Annotated in this window: 13 protein-coding genes; 5 read left to right on the top strand and 8 right to left on the bottom strand. The window is 67.2% G+C overall.

Going from position 1 to position 17,264, the window contains the following annotated elements; all coding sequences use genetic code 11:
• Positions 1–23: 23 nt before the first annotated feature.
• The 6 genes from AB4Z10_RS14000 to AB4Z10_RS13975 form a co-directional block, all read right to left on the bottom strand.
• Positions 24–1,169 carry an efflux RND transporter periplasmic adaptor subunit gene (locus tag AB4Z10_RS14000; RefSeq protein WP_441470990.1) on the bottom strand — a complete coding sequence of 382 codons (1,146 nt, stop codon included), beginning with the start codon at positions 1,167–1,169 and terminating at the stop codon, positions 24–26.
• Positions 1,166–4,249, bottom strand: a complete 3,084-nt coding sequence (locus AB4Z10_RS13995; protein WP_441470989.1) for an efflux RND transporter permease subunit — start codon at positions 4,247–4,249, stop codon at positions 1,166–1,168. The genes AB4Z10_RS14000 and AB4Z10_RS13995 overlap by 4 nt, the downstream gene beginning before the upstream one ends.
• Positions 4,246–5,346: an efflux RND transporter periplasmic adaptor subunit gene (locus AB4Z10_RS13990; RefSeq protein ID WP_441470988.1), complete on the bottom strand. Its 1,101-nt coding sequence runs from the start codon at positions 5,344–5,346 to the stop codon at positions 4,246–4,248. Before AB4Z10_RS13990 ends, AB4Z10_RS13995 begins: the two co-directional genes overlap by 4 nt.
• Before the next feature lie 238 nt (positions 5,347–5,584).
• Positions 5,585–6,754, bottom strand: coding sequence for an MFS transporter (locus tag AB4Z10_RS13985; protein ID WP_441470987.1), 1,170 nt, complete (start codon positions 6,752–6,754; stop codon positions 5,585–5,587).
• A 99-nt stretch (positions 6,755–6,853) separates the two neighbouring features.
• Positions 6,854–7,738 carry a helix-turn-helix transcriptional regulator gene (locus AB4Z10_RS13980; RefSeq protein WP_441470986.1) on the bottom strand — a complete coding sequence of 295 codons (885 nt, stop codon included), beginning with the start codon at positions 7,736–7,738 and terminating at the stop codon, positions 6,854–6,856.
• Positions 7,739–8,024: 286 nt separating this feature from the next.
• Positions 8,025–9,257: an alpha/beta hydrolase gene (locus tag AB4Z10_RS13975; protein ID WP_441470985.1), complete on the bottom strand. Its 1,233-nt coding sequence runs from the start codon at positions 9,255–9,257 to the stop codon at positions 8,025–8,027.
• A gap of 283 nt (positions 9,258–9,540) precedes the next feature.
• On the opposite strand from AB4Z10_RS13975, the gene AB4Z10_RS13970 reads away from it, so the two are divergent.
• The 5 genes from AB4Z10_RS13970 to AB4Z10_RS13950 all read left to right on the top strand — a co-directional run bounded on the left by AB4Z10_RS13970 (position 9,541) and on the right by AB4Z10_RS13950 (position 14,937).
• A complete protein-coding gene (locus tag AB4Z10_RS13970) occupies positions 9,541–11,091 on the top strand; it encodes an AbgT family transporter (protein ID WP_441470984.1) in 1,551 nt (516 codons plus the stop codon).
• A 49-nt stretch (positions 11,092–11,140) separates the two neighbouring features.
• On the top strand, positions 11,141–12,346 hold the full coding sequence (locus AB4Z10_RS13965) for a M20/M25/M40 family metallo-hydrolase (protein ID WP_441470983.1): 1,206 nt from the start codon (positions 11,141–11,143) through the stop codon (positions 12,344–12,346).
• 50 nt (positions 12,347–12,396) lie between these two features.
• On the top strand, positions 12,397–14,226 hold the full coding sequence (locus AB4Z10_RS13960) for an SLC13 family permease (RefSeq protein ID WP_441470982.1): 1,830 nt from the start codon (positions 12,397–12,399) through the stop codon (positions 14,224–14,226).
• Positions 14,227–14,238: 12 nt separating this feature from the next.
• Positions 14,239–14,505, top strand: a complete 267-nt coding sequence (locus AB4Z10_RS13955) for a YMGG-like glycine zipper-containing protein (RefSeq protein ID WP_441470981.1) — start codon at positions 14,239–14,241, stop codon at positions 14,503–14,505.
• Positions 14,506–14,664: 159 nt separating this feature from the next.
• Positions 14,665–14,937 carry a hypothetical protein gene (locus tag AB4Z10_RS13950; protein WP_441470980.1) on the top strand — a complete coding sequence of 91 codons (273 nt, stop codon included), beginning with the start codon at positions 14,665–14,667 and terminating at the stop codon, positions 14,935–14,937.
• Between the two features lie 232 nt (positions 14,938–15,169).
• Here the strand turns inward: AB4Z10_RS13950 and ssb are convergent, their stop codons facing one another.
• Both ssb and AB4Z10_RS13940 read right to left on the bottom strand, forming a co-directional pair.
• Complete coding sequence (gene ssb / locus AB4Z10_RS13945) at positions 15,170–15,730, bottom strand: single-stranded DNA-binding protein (RefSeq protein WP_441470979.1); 561 nt, start codon at positions 15,728–15,730, stop codon at positions 15,170–15,172.
• 165 nt (positions 15,731–15,895) lie between these two features.
• A complete protein-coding gene (locus tag AB4Z10_RS13940) occupies positions 15,896–17,161 on the bottom strand; it encodes a 3-phosphoshikimate 1-carboxyvinyltransferase (RefSeq protein WP_441470978.1) in 1,266 nt (421 codons plus the stop codon).
• Positions 17,162–17,264 lie beyond the last annotated feature (103 nt).

The raw sequence follows: 17,264 nt of genomic DNA, 5'->3' as shown, positions 1-17,264 counted from the left end.
CGCGCGAGCTCTTGTCGCCCGTGTCACGGCGGCAGCGCCGCAGCGGCTTGCTGCCGCTGCGAAGGCCGCTGTCCGGGCAACGGCCTGACGCGCTGGCCGGGGTGCAGCGCCTGGATACCGGCCGAGACGATCGTTTCGCCGGGCTCCAGTCCCTGGGACAGGATGACCGTGCCCGGATCGAAACGCAGCACATCGACGCTGCGCAGCGAGACGGTCGACTTGGCGGGATCGACGATCCAAACGGCGGGCGAGCGGCCCTGCTGGGTCAGCGCGCTCGCCGGGATCGAAACGATCGCCGCGGTGGTGAGTTCGATGGTGCCGACGACCGTGGAGCCGAGACGCATCGCTTCCGGCGGGTTCCGCAATCCGACCCTGATCGCGAAGGTCCGCGTCACCGGATCGGCCTGCGGCGCGACCTCGCGCACCGAGCCATAGGCCGTCACAGCGGGCGCATCCGCGAGCGCAACGCGGATCCGGGCATCGCTGAGATGGGTGTCGAGCACCGCGGCCGGCACGTTGAACACCGCGTCGCGGTCGTCGTCGCGGGCGATCTGGACGACGACCTGCCCGGGCTGCACAACCTCGCCCGGCTCGATCTGCCGCGCCGTCACGACGCCGTCGACGTCCGTGCGCAGTTCCGTGAAGCCGAGCCGATCCCTGGCCAGTTCGAGCTGCGCCTCGGCATTCTCGAGCCGTGCCTGCGCGGTCTCCTGAGCCCGCTGTGCCTGGTCGAAGCGCGGCCTCGTGGTGAAGCCCTGCGCCATCAGGCGCTCCTGGCGCTCGAAGGTGTTGCGCGCCGTGTCGACCTCGCCGTGCGCCGCTTCCAGTGCCGCCTTGGCTGCGGCCAGCGCATTCTGTTCGAGTGCGGGCTCCAGCCGGGCGATGAGCTGCCCCGCCTTCACCTTGTCGCCGACATTGACTGGGCGCTCGAGAACGCGCCCGCCGATGCGGAAGGCGAGCCCGACATCCTTCTTCGCCTGGATCTCGCCGCTGAGCTGGATGTCGTCGGAGAACTGCCCGGCCTCGACGGTGACGACCCCGACCGGCCTTCCCTCAGCCTGCGGCGCCTTCTCGCTGCCGCAGGAAGCGAGGACCGCGCCCAGCAGCGTGACGGCAGCAACCCGTCCCAGATCCCTCGCCGGCATCCGCCTCGTGATGATCGCGCTCATGACCGGGAGGCTCCCGCACTGGCCGTCCGTCTCGCCTTGCCGTTGCGCGCGCTCGCGGCGCCGAACACGGTGACGTAGAGGACGGGGAGAAGGACGAGGGTCAGCACCGTCGCGACCAGCAGGCCACCCATGATCGCGAAGGCCATCGGCCCCCAGAACACGGTCGGCGCGATCGGGATCATGCCGAGCACCGTCGAGATCGCGGTCAGCACGATCGGACGGAAGCGTGTGCCGGCGGCATCGACCGCAGCTTCGACGACGCCTTTGCCGGCCGCGCGCTCGTCCTCGATCTGCCCGACCAGGATCACCGCGTTCTTGGTGATGATGCCGATCAGGGCGAGGATGCCGAGCAGGGCGACGAAGCCGAGCGGCTTGCCCGAGAGCAGCAGCGCCGCGACGACGCCGATCAGCCCGAGCGGGGCGATGCTGAGCACGATGGCGAACAGCCTGAAGCTCCTGAGCTGGGCCATCAGTACCGTGAACATGATCAGCAGCATCACGGGGATCACGGCGATGACGGAGGCCTGCGACTTGGCGCTCTCCTCGACCGTGCCGCCGACGGTGATGTCGTACCCGGCCGGCAGCGCCTTCCGGAGTGCGTCCACCGAAGGCTGCAGCGCGCTGACCACGGCATCCGGCAAGGTGCCGGGCGGCACATCGGCCGAGACCGTCAGGTTCGGCACCCGGTCGCGACGCCAGATCAGCGGCGAGTCGAGCCCGTAGCTGAAGCTCACGAACTGGGATACCGGCACAGAGCGGCCGCTCGGCAGCGCGACCTGCATGCTGCGCAGCGTATCCAACGAGGCGCGGTCGGCGTCCTGGGCCCGCACGACGACGTCGACGAGATAAATGGAATCGCGCACCTGCGTGACGACCGTGCCGGAGACCACCGTGTTGACGATCGCGGCGACCGCAGCGGAGCTGAGGCCGAGCCGACGCGCCTCGTCCTGATCGACGCGCAGTCGCAGTTCGCGGGCGGGCTCGACCCAGTCGAAATTGATCTGGAGGGCCTTGGGGTTCGCCGCGACGACCTGGGCGAGCCGCATCGCGATGCTGCGGACTTCGGCGATGTCCGGGCCGCTGACGCGGTACTGGACCGGCCAGCCGACCGGCGGGCCGAGCTCGAGCGGCGAGACGCGCCCGACCACGTTGGGGAAGTCCTTGGCGAGAAGCGACTCCAGCTTCTTCTGCAGCCGCTCGCGCGCCGCCACGTCCTTGGCGACGATCACCGCCTGGCTGAAGAAGTCGTTCGGCAATTGCGCATTCAGCGGCAGGTAGAAGCGGATCGCGCCGCGGCCGACATAGGTGCTCCAGCGCTCGATGTCGGGATCGCCCTTCAGCGAGGCCTCGAAGCGGTTCACGAGGTCCTCGCTCGCATAGATCGAGGCGTTCTGCGGCAGGGTGAGGTCGACGAGCAGCTCCGGCCGGTCCGAAGCCGGGAAGAACTGCCGCGGCACCAGCGGCAGCGCCAGGATGGCGGCGGCGAACAGCGCGAGCGTCACCGCGATCGTCACCCAGCGCAGCTTGATCGCGCTTGAGAGAAAGCTTCGGAAGCCGCGCTCGACACGCCCCGGCTCCTTCTGCTGTGCAGAGGCGTCGGGTGCCTTCAGCATGGCGACGCCGAGCACGGGCGCAAAGAGGACGGCCACGAACCAGGAGACGACGAGCGCGATCGTCACCACCGCGAAGAGCGAGAAGGTGTATTCGCCGGCCGAGCTCGCGGCGAAGCCGATCGGCACGAAGCCGGCGATCGTCACCAGCGTGCCCGCCAGCATCGCGGTGGCGTATTTCTCGAAGGCGAAGGTCGCCGCCTTCATTTTCTCCTCGCCCGCGGCAAGCCGCGTGACCATGGCGTCGGTCGTGGTCATGGCGTCGTCGACCAGGAGCGCGAGCGCGATGATCAGGGCGCCGAGCGAGATGCGCTGCATGTCGATGCCGGCGACCAGCATGCAGGCGAAGACGATGGCGAGCGTCAGCGGGATCGCGAGCGCCACGACGAGGCCCGGCCGCACGCCAAGGCTGATGAAGCTGACGACGAGGATGATGCCGACCGCCTGCCAGAGCGACGTCATGAAGTCGTCGATCGCGTGCGAGACGGTCACGGCCTGGTCGGCGACGAGATAGGGCTCGATGCCGAGCGGCAGGCCGGCGGTGACCTCGGCCATCGCCTTCTTGACGTTGTTGCCGAGCGCCAGGATGTCGCCGCCATCGCGCATGGCGATGCCGAGCCCGATCGCATCGCGCCCGTTGACGCGGAACATCGGCGTCGGCGGATCGGCCTGCCCGCGCCTGATCGTCGCGATGTCGGCGAGCCGCACCATGCGGTCGCCCGCCGGGAAGTTGATGTTCAGCAGATCGGCTTCGGATTGGAAGGCGCCGGAGACGCGCACCGAGAACTTCTCGTCCTGCGTCTGCACCTCGCCCGCCGGCCGCACGACGTTCTGCGCCTGCAGCGCCGCGAGCAGCGCCGAACGATCGAGGCCGAGATTGGCGAGTTCCCTGACCGAGAACTCGATGAAGATGCGCTCGTCCTGCGCGCCGATGATCTCGATCTTCGAGACGTCGGGCACCAGCAGCAGCCGCGACCGGATCGTCTCGACTTGATCGCGCAAGTCCCGGCTGGTGAAGCCGTCCGAGGTGAAGCCGTAGATGATGCCGAAGGTGTCGCCGAAGCGGTCGTTGAAGAACGGCCCGAGCGTGCCGGCCGGCAGCGTGTGCCGCATGTCGGCGACGAGATTGCGCACCCTGTACCAGGTATCCTGGACCAGGCGCCCGGGCACTTCGCCCTTGAGGTTGACGAAGATCGTCGTCACACCGGGCTTGGTGTAGCTGCGCACGCTGTCGAGGCCCGGCGTCTCCTCGAGCTGCCGCTCGAGGCGCTCGGTCACCTGGCTCAGCGTGTCTTCCATGGTGGCGCCCGGCCAGACCGCGGAGACGACCATCGTCTTGATGACGAAGGCGGGGTCCTCGTTGCGGCCGAGCCGGATGAAGGCGAAGACGCCGGCAGCGACCGCCACGATCATGAGATAGATCACGACCGAGCGGCTCTTCAGCGCCCATTCCGACAGGTTGAATCTCATCGCGACTCCGCTCCGATCAGGCGCACGCGCTGGCCTTCACGCAGAAGTCCGGCACCGGCGGTGACGACGATGTCGCCTATATCCAACCCCTTGGAGATCTTCGCGGCGGCAGGGTCGGAGCTCGCCACGTCGAGCTTGCGCAGCGAGACGGTCAGGTTCTTGGGATCGACCACCCAGACGCCGAGGCCCTGATCGCGTTGCGTCAGAGCCGTCGCCGGGATGGTGATGGCCCCGCCCCCGCCGGCACGGACCGAGCCCGAGACGGCTGCCCCGAGCCGGAAGGCCGGCGACGGATCGGTGAGTCCGACCCTGATCCGGAAGGTCCGGGTCACCGGGTCCGCCTGCGGCGCGATCTCGCGCACGCGGCCGGCCGCTTCGGCGCCGCCCTCCCCGGTCAGCGCGACCCGCACCGGCATGCCGGGCGCGAGCTGCCGTACCCGTTCCGCCGGGATCTCGAAGACGGCGTCCCGTCCGTCGCGTCTTGCCAGCTGAACGATCATCCGACCGGCTGTGACGACTTCGGAGGGCTCGGCCCCGACGCGCGTGACGATACCGGGCGCATCGGCCGTCAGCGTTGTGAAGCCGACGACGTCCTCCGCGGAGCGAACCCGTGCCTGAGCGGCATTGACCTGGGCACGGGCGGCCGTGAGCGCCTGGTTGGCGGCCTCGAAATCCGCCTGCGTGGTGATGTGGCGTTCGAGTAGATGGCTCTGGCGCTGGAACTGGTTGTCCGCCTTCCGCAGATCGCCCTGGGCCGCGGTCAGCGCGGCCTGGGCCGAGCGCAGATCGTTGAGCTCGTTCTCAGGGTCGAGCCGCGCGACAGTCTCTCCCTCCCTGACGCTCGCGCCGACGCCGACCAGCCGCTCCGCCAGGCGTCCGCCGATGCGGAACGCCAGTGCAGCCTGGTCCTGCGGCTCGATATGTCCGGTGAAGGTGAGATCGGGCGCCTGACGCGGCGGTTCGACCGTTACGGTCCGGACGAAGCGCACTGGCGGCGGCGGCGCCTTCTCCTCCCGATTGCAGGAGGCGACGACGAGCGCAATGACGGCCGCGACCGAAGCGCAGCCGAGGCGTGATGAAGCTTCGCTGCGTCTCATGCCCGCTCCGCGGCAGCTTCCCGGTTCCGTGTCGGTTCACCCGGACGCCGTAAGCCTCGCCTCTGCATCGAACTGTTCCTCTGACGGCTGCCGCATTGCGCGTCCGCACGCGCGTTTGCGCCCTGCGAAGCTCTTCGGGACGGTGCTCGGACGCTAGCAACAGCCGAGGGGGCGCGGATTAGCTCAGAATCCCAACTCTGGGCTACTCATCCCATTGTTGGGACGGGTCGCTCTCCCGCTAGGTCAAGCCCAACGGTTCCCGCGCCGCTACACGACGCAGGCCGAGGGCGACCGGCAAGAGCAGGGACAGCCCAACCGCGGCAACCGCGGCCATGACGAGGTAGATCTGCTCTCCCCACGTCTCGTAAAGCCGGCCGCAAAGCGTCGTCAGGACGGCCATGGCGCCGGCCCAGCCGCCCGCGAGCCAGGCCTGCGCACGCGCCTGCATCCTGCCCGGCGCCAGCCTCGCGAGCAGAAAGATGCTGGCGAGATGCGTGGCACCGAAACTCACCCCATGCGTCAATTGGAGAAACATCAGCGTGGAAATGCCCGGATCCTGCGACATCGCTGCCCAGCGCAGGGTCGCAGCGACGGATGCGACGACCAGCAGGCCGGCAGCACTCGAGGCACCGTTCATGCGGTAGCCCAGGAACGAGAACAAGACGACTTCGGACAGGACGCCGAGCGCCCAGAGCCCACCCATCGCCGGTCCGGAAACGCCGGTTGCCTGCCAATGCAGCGTGCCGAAGCCGTAGAACGCCGCGTGGCTCGCCTGCACCAATGCCGCGCCGGCTATTACGCCGACGAGCAGCAGCGGGCGCGCCGTCGGTACCTCGCTGCTTTCTGCATCCCGAGAGGTGTTTGCTTCGGGGGCCATGCAGCTTCCCGCCGCGGCGGCGGTGAGGATGGACGACAGCAGCAGCAATGCGACGACCGAGGAGGTCGAAAACCATTCGAGCGACCAGCCGGCCGCGAGATTGGCGGCAGCGAAGCCGAGCGATCCCCACAGGCGGATGCGCCCATATATCAGCTCCGCCCGCGGTGTTTCGGCAAGACGGCCGAGTGTCATCGCATCGGCCAGTGCGATCAAAGGCCCCTGCGCCAGAGCAATGGCGATGACGACGGCGAGGATCGGCCAGAAGCCGCGCGCGACGGTCAGAAGCCCGGTTCCGGCCGCAACCAGCACTGCGCAGATCGCAAGCGTCGCCGAGATGCGTCCGCTCCGGTCGGCGAGAGCCCCGACCGTCGGATTCGCGATGATCCGTATCAGCAGCGGCGCCGCCAGAACGACGCCGATCGCATCGGCGTCGAGAGCCTGTGCCTGCAGCCAAAGCGGGAAGAACGGGAGATTGACCCCGAGCTCGAAGAACAGAAATGCATAGAGAAACGAAAGCCGTCCGGTGGGCACATCTGCCGCCAGGCCCGCCCTGCGCACCGGCCGAGCAGCGCAATCAGAGCCCCACCGGCCGAAAAGCCGCGTTCTCGCGCGTGATCCAAGCCGCATCGTTCAGCCTTGGGCCGGCTCGTCCCCTTCATCGGCGAGGGAGCGCAGGATCCCGCGCTCTCGCGCCTCGGTCGGGCTGTAGCCAAACTCCCGCCGGAAAGCCCGGCTGAAGGTCGAGTGATCGACAAATCCGACCTCGTTTCCGATGGCGTGGACGGAAAGGGTTTCGCGCTGCGAGCTCAATCGGAGATGCGCCTTGCGCAGGCGTTCCCTGTTGATGAAATGGGCTACCCCGCCGCTGTTCTCAAAGAGCCGGTAGAGTTTCGAGCGGGACATTGCGAGCAGGCGGGCCAGCCGGTCGGGGCCGAACTCCGGTGAGGCCATGTTCTGGCGCACGACGCTGCGCGCCCGGTCGATGAGGACCGAGCCCAGAGGCGCCCTTGCGGCCTCGTGATAGACCGATTGCGGGATGATGCAGGCGGCGACGAGCGCCCTTGTCGGCATCTCGAGGCTCGCGGCATGCTCGGGCGTGACGTGAGGCAGCTGTCGCACCAGGCTGTCGAGATAGCCGATGAGCAGGGGGGCGAAATCCTGGCTGACGGCCAGGTCGTGGGCCCAGTCCAGGCGCTGCTCGTCGGCAGCGGACTGGTCGCGCGGGAGGTAGAGGGTGATGACCTCGCTGTCCTGAGCCCTCCCCTCGAAGGGCAGAGCAAGGGAGCGGAAGCTCAGCTCCTCATGCAGCCGGCCATCGGCCGCAGGCGTTCGCGCCAGCACCACGCACCAATGGTCGAGATAGGATCTGGGGCGATGCCGCCACTGCCTGTCCGGCGCTCCCGCGTAGACGACACGCGTCAGAGCGAGTTCGCCCAGGCGCCATGAGGAGAACTCGGCTGCGAAGCCCGCCGAGGGCTCGCGCGTCGGGAAAAGCTCGATGGTGTTCGAGTGCAAAGTCCGCCAGGCGTCGAACTGATCTCGTGGCTGGAGATCAGTCGTACAAAAGTGCGCTACAGCAAATACGCTGACGTCCGTCCTCACTCCGCCCTGAGAGAAAGCCGGCATCGGACACTCCGATCGTCCTGGATCTTCAAAAATAGGCTAAAATTCTGGCATCGATCAAGTTCCATTGAAATTGACCGAGATCAATAAATGATGACAAGACTAGTATTTATTGATCGGAATTTTAAATTTAAAAGTACCATTCAAATATTGACATCCCGAACATAGCGCGTCAACCCTAGGGCGCCGCTGCGGCATCGAACACCCTGATCGGGGCCGTGACCAGAAGGGTTGCCGCGGAACCGAGCGCCCCCGCCGCAGCCAGGGGGGTGGGAACGTCGAAATCGGTGATCACCTGCCCCTGAAGCAGCCTGCCGCCGATCAGGCGAACGGCATCCGGGCTGGCCGCAAACAGATCATGGTTGATCCTGTCCCCGGCATTGACTGCCGACAGGTCGATCACGGTGATCCCGGACAACCCGGCGAACTGGCTGCGATACTCTTCCTGCGTCGGATCGATGCCGCCGAGCCGGGTCGCGCCGCGCGAAATGAAGCGCGAGAGCTGCAGGGCCCGGTCATGCTGAGCCGTGAACAGGGTGATCTGGGGCCGTTTCGAGCCCATGTCCTCGATCTGGCGCCGGAAGACTCCGACATCGAGGTCGGGCGACGCCAGGATGAGATTGCTGATCTTGCGCGGGACGCCGCCGTCCTTCAGCGCGATCTGCCTGACCGCTTCGACTGCCGGCCAGCTCCCCATCGAATGGGCCAGGATCACGATTTCCCGGACGGACGGGGCCGCGGCCGCCACCTCCAGCAGATCCGCCAGATCCGAGCGCGAATAGGAAGCGTTGTCGAAATCGCGGCTGTAGTCGAGCAGATAGCCGCGCGACGGCCAGGAGAACAGCACCGGCGCGGCATCGGCATCGGCGTCGTGCGCCAGCTGCGCGAAGCGGAAGACCGCACGGTCGAACGGCGTGTTGAACCCGTGGACGAAGACGAAGACGCGCTTCGACCGCCCGCTCGTCGACCGGAACCAGTCGGCGAGCTTGGCTTTCGGCAGCGGCGTCGAGGCGGTCACCACGAAATCCGTGGCCGGGTTGCCGGGAACCGAACGCGGCAGCTGGATCGTGCCGACCTCGCGCTCGCGCGGGATCGAGACGACGATGTTGCTGAACGAAACCCCCTCGCCCCGCTCGCCGCTGAAGAGAATGCCGGGATCGGGCGAAGGCGCGCGCGTCGTCGCCGCCAGCATGTTGACCTTGTCGGTTCCGGGAATCGCAGCGACAGGCTGCAGCAGGCCTTGCGGTGTCGAAGCGCAAGCGCCGAGACCGACGGCGAATGCCAGAAGCGCAAGGCGGGACAGAACGATCCGGCCGATGCGCGAGCAGCGCCCGCACCGAAGCTTGTCGTTCGCCGCGAAGCAGGCCCCAGCCCGGCTTGCGTAGCCATTCTCTTTGCCTCGAGCTGGCATCACTTCGACTCTGTCCGTTACCGGTAGGCGGCACTTCGCATGCGCAGCAGACCGTAGAAAACCGCTCCGCCGACGGCAAGCGCAAGCGAGTCCCGCAGCTATGACGGATTCAACTTTGGGACAGGAGGCCCAAAGTTTGGGATTCTCTGCCGATGCCCTCCCCGTACCCGGATTTATGGTTCGCGTTCGAGACTCGGATTCTTGTCGGCGCCTGGATCATCAGGTCGTGCGCGCCTGCCGCAGATCTGGCGCCTAAGACTTTGGCTCAAGGGGGATAAGAGCGATGACGACCGACGCCGCTGCGCCGAAGACGACCATGCAGAGGTTCCTCGACACTGTCGAGAAGGTGGGGAACATGGTTCCTCACCCCGTCGTCATCTTCCTGATCCTCATCGGCATCGTCATCGTGCTGTCGGCCGTGCTCGGACTCTTCGGCACCGCCGTCACCTTCGAGCGGATCAATCCCGACACGCACAAGATCGAGACGGCGAGCACGGCGATCCAGAGCCTGCTGACGATCGATGGCATCCGCTTCATGTATTCGTCGCTGATCCCGAACTTCATGAGCTTCACCGCCGTGGGCCTCATGATCGTCGCGATGATCGGTGCCGGCGTCGCCGAGGAATCCGGGCTCGTCACCGCCCTGATCCGCAAGCTGGTGATCGTCTCGCCGCACTGGGCGCTGACCTATATCCTGGCCTTCGTCGGCATCATCGCCAGCATCGCGGCCGATGCAGGCTATCTCGTGCTGATCCCGCTTGCCGGCATCGCCTATCTCGCGGTCGGGCGCCATCCGGTCGCAGGTCTGGCGCTGGGCTTCGCGGCGGTCGCCGGCGCCTTCACCGTCAACATGCTGATCAAGCCGCTCGATGCGGTTCTGGTCGAGTTCACCAACGATGCCGCCCGCCTCGTCGACCCCAACCGCACGATCGGCCTCGCCTCCAATCTCTGGTTCTCGATCGCCTCGGTGCTGTTCCTGACCGTGATCATCGCGTTCATCACCGACAAGATGATTTCGCCGCGCCTCGGCACCTACGATCCGAAGCTGGCGGCCGAGGGAACGGTCACCGAACAAGGCGCCGTGCTGTCCGAGGCGGAGTCGCGCGGTCTGCGCTTCGCCGGGTTCGGCCTGCTGGCGCTGATCGCGGTGTTCTGTCTTCTGACGCTCCCCGCGGGCGCGCCCCTGCGCAACCCGACGACCGGCGAGCTGATCGGCAACTCGCCCTTCATGAACGGCCTGATCGCGCTGATCATGCTGATGTTCCTGGTCACCGGCTGGACCTACGGCATCGGTGCCGGCACGCTGAAGACGCTGTCGGAGGTCATCGCCGCGATCGAGAAATCGATCAAAAGCATGGGCGGCACGATCTTCCTGTTCTTCGTGCTCAGCCAGTTCGTCGCCTACTTCACCTACACCAATATCGGCACGGTCATGGCGCTGAGCCTTTCGGGCGCGCTCCAGGCCGCCAATATCGGCGCCCTGCCGCTGTTGCTCGGCTTCATCGTGGTGGTCGCGATCATCGACCTCCTGCTGACGGGCGCGATCGCGAAATGGGCGATCTTCGCTCCCGTCTTCGTGCCCTTGCTGATGAAGCTCGGCGTCGAGCCGGAAGCCGTGCTCGCGGCCTATCGCATCGGTGATTCGCCGATGAACGCGATCACCCCGCTCAACGCCTATTTCGCCCTCGTGGTCGGCTTCATCCAGCGATACGACAGGAACGCTGGCGTCGGCACGGTGGTCTCGCTGATGCTGCCCTATGTCGTGTGGATGTTCGTGCTGTGGACCGCGCTCTTCGCCGTCTGGAAGATGCTCGGCCTGCCCTGGGGCCTGTGAGTTTCCCACGACCCTCCCGTCGCCAATCCAACCCGTTCGGATGCAGATCATGACGACACCCTCCATTCCGCTCGACGTCGAAGCCGCCATCGCGCATCTCATGCGCTTCCTCTCGGTCGAGGGCGTCACCGGCAAGGAAGCCAATATCGGCGCCGCCGTCAGCGACGCGCTGAAGGCCGTCGGCGTCCCTGCCTCGGCCATCCGTTTCGACGATGCCAACAAGCGCATCCCGCTGCCGACCGAGACGGGCAACCTCATCGTCGACCTGCCCGGCACCAAGGCCGGCCCGCGGCTGCTGTTCTCGACCCATCTCGACACCGTGCCGCTCTGCGCCGGCGCCAAGCCGAAGCGCGAGGGGGACCGCATCGTCTCCGACGGCACCACGGCGCTCGGCGGCGATGCCCGCACCGGCGTGGCGCTGCTCGTCGTGCTCGCGGAGACGCTGATCAAGAATAAATTGCCCCACCCGCCGATCACGCTGCTGTTCACGGTGCGTGAGGAAAGCGGCCTGCATGGCGCGCGCGAGCTTAACCCGAAGGATCTCGGGGGCGCCGCGATGTGCATCAATGTCGACGGCCAGCTCGCCTCCGAGCTGCTGATCGGCGCGGTCGGCCAGGAGAACTGGGAAGTCGAGATCACCGGCAAGGCGTCCCATGCCGGCGTTGCCCCCGAGAAGGGCATCTCGGCGACGCTGGTCGGCTCGATCGCCATTGCTGAGGCCCGCCGCGAAGGCTGGTTCGGCAAGATCGTCAAGCCCGACGGCCGCGGCACCAGCAATGTCGGCATCTTCGGCGGCAAGGGCGGCACGGTCGCCGCCGGCGACGCGACCAACGTCGTCACCGACTACGCCTATATCCGCGGCGAGGCGCGCAGCCCCGAGGCGGCCTTCGCGACCAAGATCGCAGAGGCCTTCAAGGCCGCTTTCGCCAAGGCGCAGGCCGAGGTCAAGGACGATGGCGGCGAAACGGCGAAGGTGACCTTCACCCACAAGCCGGCCTATCCGCCCTTCGAGCTTGCCAAAGATTCGCCGGTGGTGAAGCGCGCGGCCAAGGCTCTCGGCATGCTCGGGATCGAGCCGAACTACCTGTTCTCCAATGGCGGCCTCGATGCGAACTGGCTCGACAAGCACGGCGTCCCGACGATCACGATCGGGGCCGGCCAGGCCGAGATCCATACGATCAAGGAATATGTGAATCTGGCCGAGTACGAAAAGGGCTGCCGCCTCGGCATCCTGATGGCGACGCTCGAAGACTGAGACCCTTCAAACGGGTCTGCGATCGAGCGGGACCCACAAGGAGCTGATGCGTGAGTCCGATCGCCTATACCGGCATCATCATCGCGATAGCCGTCGTCCTGTTCATCACGAACAAGGTGCCTGTCGTGCTCGTCGCGATAGGCACGGCGCTCGGCCTGTGGGCGACCGGCGTGCTGACCCTGCCGCAGGCGCTCAGCGGCTTCGGCGACCCGGCCGTCATCTTCATCGCCTCGCTCTTCGTGGTCAGCTCCGGCCTCGAGGTCACGGGCGTCACCGCCTGGGCGGGCCAGCTCCTGATCAAGGGCGCGGGCGAGGAAAGCCGGACGCGGCTTCTGCTGCTGATGATGGGGCTGGTGGCGCTTCTGGTCGCGCTGATCAGCCTCAACGGTGCGGTCGCAGCGCTGCTGCCGGTCGTGGTCGTCATCGCCGTCAGGCTCAAGCGCAACTCCTCGCAGCTCCTGATGCCGCTGGTCTTCGCCGGCCATGCCGGCTCCATGCTCGCCCTGACGGGAACGCCGGTGAACGTGCTGGTTTCCGAGGCCGGGCTTGACGCCGGCGTGGGCGGCTTCGGCTTCTTCGAGTTCGCGCTGGCCGGCGTTCCGCTTCTGGCCGGCACCATGGCGATCATCATCCTGTTCGGCGAGCGCCTGCTGCCCCAGCGCAACGGCGCGACGATGCCGGCCGATTTCAGCCGTCACGCCAAGACGCTGGTCGAGCAGTACGGCCTGGCGAGCGGCATCCACCAGCTGCGCGTTCGCACCACCTGCCCCTATGTCGGGGCGCCGTCCAGCGCGGTTGCGCTGGACGAATGGCCGGGTCTCCAGCTCGTGGCGATCCAGGACGGCGATACCGCCGGGCCGCTGCGCCGCACGACGATCGCGGAGGGCGACCATCTGCTGCTGCGCGGCGATGCCGAAGCCGCTGCCAGTTTCGCGGCGCAGATGCATCTCGCCTTCCGCGAGGAACGCGCGAGCGATAGCGAAGAGACCCTGTTCAACCGCCGCTCGGGCTTGGCCGAGGTCGTGATCCCGCCACGCTCCGGCCTGATTGGCCAGACCGTATTTCCGGGCATGGTCACCGAGAGCGGCGACCTGATCATCCTCGCCGTCCAGCGTGGTGCGGGCGAGGATCCGAGCGGCGGCGCGGCCAAGGCCGCGGGCGTCGTGCTGCAAGCCGGCGACACCATGCTGCTGCAGGGCACCTGGAAGGCGCTCGATACGCATCTCGACGATCCCGACGTCCTCGTCGTCAGCTCGCCGGAACTGGTGCGGCGCCAGGCCGTCCCGATGGGACCGGGCGCCAAGCAGGCGATCATCATCCTGTTCGCAATGGTGCTGATGCTCGCGACGGGCGTCGTTCCCTCCGCCGTGGCGGGCCTGCTCGCAGCCGGCGCCATCGTTCTCTGCGGTATCATGACCGTCGAACAGTCCTACCGCGCGATCAGCTGGACCACCGTGATCCTGGTGGGCGCGATGATGCCGCTCTCGACCGCGATGATCGAGACGGGCGCAGCGAAGATGATGGCCGACCATCTGGTCGCCCTGGTCGGCGATGCCGGGCCGACAGCGCTGCTCGCGGGGCTGTTCGTGCTGACCGCGGTCCTGGGCCAGCTCATCAGCAACACCGCGACGGCGCTCATCGTGATCCCGATCGGCGTCGCCGCCGCGGCAAGCATGGGCATTTCGCCTCGGCCGGTGCTGATGAGCACCGCCGTCGCTGCAGCCGGGGCCTTCCTGACGCCCATCGCCACTCCGACCAATCTGATGGTGATGGGCCCGGGCGGCTACGTCTTCAGCGACTACTGGAAACTCGGGCTGCCGCTCCTGATCTGGTTCTTCATCGTCGCAGTTTTCATCGTGCCGTTGATCTGGCGCTTCTGAAGGAGAAAAACGATGCGTTGGAAGTTTGCCGTACTTGCCATTGGCTTGGCGCTTGCGGGCTGCAATACCAACTCGGCCGATCAGCGGACGCTGGGTGGCGGGCTCATCGGCGCCGGCACTGGCGCCGTGATCGGCGGCATTGCGGGCGGCGGTCGCGGCGCGGCGATCGGTGCCGCCGTCGGCGGTGTGACGGGCGCCGTGATCGGACGTGCGACCACCCCGAACAACTGCATCTACCAAGACCGCTACGGACGCACCTTCGAAGCGCGCTGCCCCTGATAGGGCCTTCAGGTTCAGCGATTTCAGCCGCGCGGCCTTCCGCCGGCGCGGTTGAAATCGTGTCGCCGCGCGCGATCGGCGGATCATCCCGATGCGTGTCGGTGGAGGCGCGGAGTTGCACTGCGCCAAATGCAGAAACGCCTGCCTTAAGGGAATCTCATGCGCATCGCCTCGACGATCAGCAGGAGATCATTGCTCTCCTGCATTCTTGGAGGGTTCGGATGCGCCGCGATGGGCGCCGCGACCAGCGCAACAGCTGCCCCGGCGGGGGACGATCAGCCCATCGGGGAAGAGATGGCGCGCGCGCTGGATGAGGCCGATGTCGCCTTCAGCCAGCGGCCGCAACTATACTACAATCGCCAGCGGCAGCACGGACAGCCGCCGCGGCAGCGCCGCCAACGCAGGCGTCCGCCGCATTGGCGCCATCGCTGACGACGGCGAAGCGCCCGCTCGACGCGAGAACAGCCCCGCTGAGCGGGAGGCTCTCGGCCAGCCTCCGGGATATGCAAGAGAATGGCGTCATCGGACGCTCGAATTCTGTCGCGCGCCGACCTGGAGCGGATTCACCGATCAGGTTGAATCAACCTGATCGGTGAATCCGCTCTCACTTGGAAAGAGACGGCTTTAGCGATCGGCTTGCGGTGCAAGCTGATCGGAATGGGCCCTAGAACGGGATATCGTCGTCGAGATGGGTCGACGAGGAACGGCCGCCACCGCCGCCGCCACCACCGCCCGACATGGCCGGCTGGCGCGAACCGCCGCCACCGCCACCGCCCATCGCGCCGGAGCGGCCGAAGGAGCCGCCGCCGCCCGAACGATCGTCCATGTAGCCGCCGCCACCGCCGCCTTCGCCGTACTCATCCGAGCCGCCCTGGCGGCTGTCGAGGATGGTGAGCTCGCCGCGGAAGCGCTGCAGCACGATCTCGGTGGTGTATTTCTCGACGCCGGACTGGTCCTGCCACTTGCGGGTCTGGAGCTGGCCCTCGATGTAAACCTTCGAGCCCTTCTTCAGGTACTGCTCGGCGACCTTCGCCAGGTTCTCGTTGAAGATCACGACCGAGTGCCACTCGGTGCGCTCCTTGCGCTCGCCGCTCTGCTTGTCGCGCCATGTCTCGGAGGTGGCGATGCGCAGATTGACGACAGGCTCGCCGCTGCCGAGGCGGCGCACTTCGGGATCGCGCCCGAGATTGCCGACCAGAATGACCTTGTTGACGCTACCAGCCATGACAGGCTCCATTTCCTGCGCACTTCACACAAACCGGCCGCTCGACCGGAGCCGAACCCTATCGGCCGATTAAGGCATTATCAATGATGTTCCCGTTTTGTTCAAATGGTTTTCCCCTGTCGAATCACACCGCCAGGCGGTCGCCGCAGACGAACTGCTGGAAGGCTACGGCAGGTCGCCTTCCAGCCTGACGCCGAGCGAAGCCAGCGCCCGCCAATAACCCGGATAGGTCTTGCCGACGCAGGCGGGGTCCAGGATGGTGATGCCGTTGAGCTTGAGGCCCGCCAGCGCGAAGCTCATTGCGATGCGGTGATCGGCATGGCTGTCGATCCGCGCGGGAAGGGTCTGCCCGGCGAGGGCCGGATCGGACGCGACCAGAAGATCGTCCCCCTCCTCCCGGCCGAGGCCCGGCCGGATGCGCGACAACCCCTGCGCCAGCGCCGCCACCCGGTCGCATTCCTTGACCCGCAGATTGGCGATTCCGACGAAGCGAACCGGCCGCTGGTTGAAGGCCGCGAGCACGGCGAGAGTGGGAATCGCATCCTGCATCTGCGAGCCATCGATGACGGCCGGCAGGTGCGGGAAGCTGGCGATGATCTTGTGCGCGGCCGCGTCGGGCTGGGTGAAGGCCGAGGGGGCGACACCGAGATCGATGGCACCGCCGGTCAGCACCTCAGCCGCCCAGAGATAGGTGGCGGCGGACGCATCGGGTTCGATCAGGAAGTCGGCAGCCTTATAGCCGGTCGGTTCCACCCGCCATGTCGCCGGATCCGGCTGCGAAACTATCGCCCCGAAGGCCTTCATCACCGCCAGCGTCAGATCGATATAGCCGCGCGCGCCGATTTCCTTGCCGGTCAAGGCGATCTCGACCGGGCCACGCCCGCAGGCCGCCGCCATCAGCAGCGCGGACACGTACTGGCTGGACAAGCCGCCATCGATCTCCACGCGCCCGGCAGGGAAGCTCCCCTGCCCCTCGACCGTAACCGGGGGGCAACCGCTCGGAGCCGTCACCGCCACGTCCAATGTCCGCAGCGCCTCGACCAGCGGCGCGATCGGGCGTTTGCGCATGTGCTCGTCGCCGTCGACGATCACGGTGCCGTCGACCAGCGCGGCGGCTGCGGTCAGGAAGCGTGTCGCGGTACCGGCGTTGCCGAGGAAGAGCGGCTCGGCGGGCGGTTGCAACCGGCCCGTTCCCGAGACGACGAAGGTGGTCTCATCGGGCTCGTCGACCGTGACGCCCATCGCGCGCACCGCCTGCGCCATGTGGCGGGTGTCGTCGCTCTTCAGGGCGCCGGTCAGCCGGCTCGTGCCGCCGGCCAGCGCCGCCACGAGCAAGGCGCGGTTGGTGATCGATTTCGAGCCGGGGGGCTCCACCCGGCCCCGCAGCGGCGCGCCCGGCGGAACGATCGTCAGTGCGACCGTCGCATTCATCGTCCGTAACCTTCGCCCGTTTCAAAGCCTGCGCCGAAACGGCGCGCGCAAGCTCATAGCGTGGCCGGCCCGGTTTGTCGCGGAAGAAGCGGCGAACGTCCCC

This window comes from Allobosea sp. RAF48, assembly GCF_052114025.1.
Classification (GTDB): Bacteria; Pseudomonadota; Alphaproteobacteria; order Rhizobiales; family Beijerinckiaceae; genus Allobosea.
The sequence above is the reverse complement of the archived record's forward strand: the minus strand, read 5'-3'. Positions and strand labels throughout refer to the sequence as shown.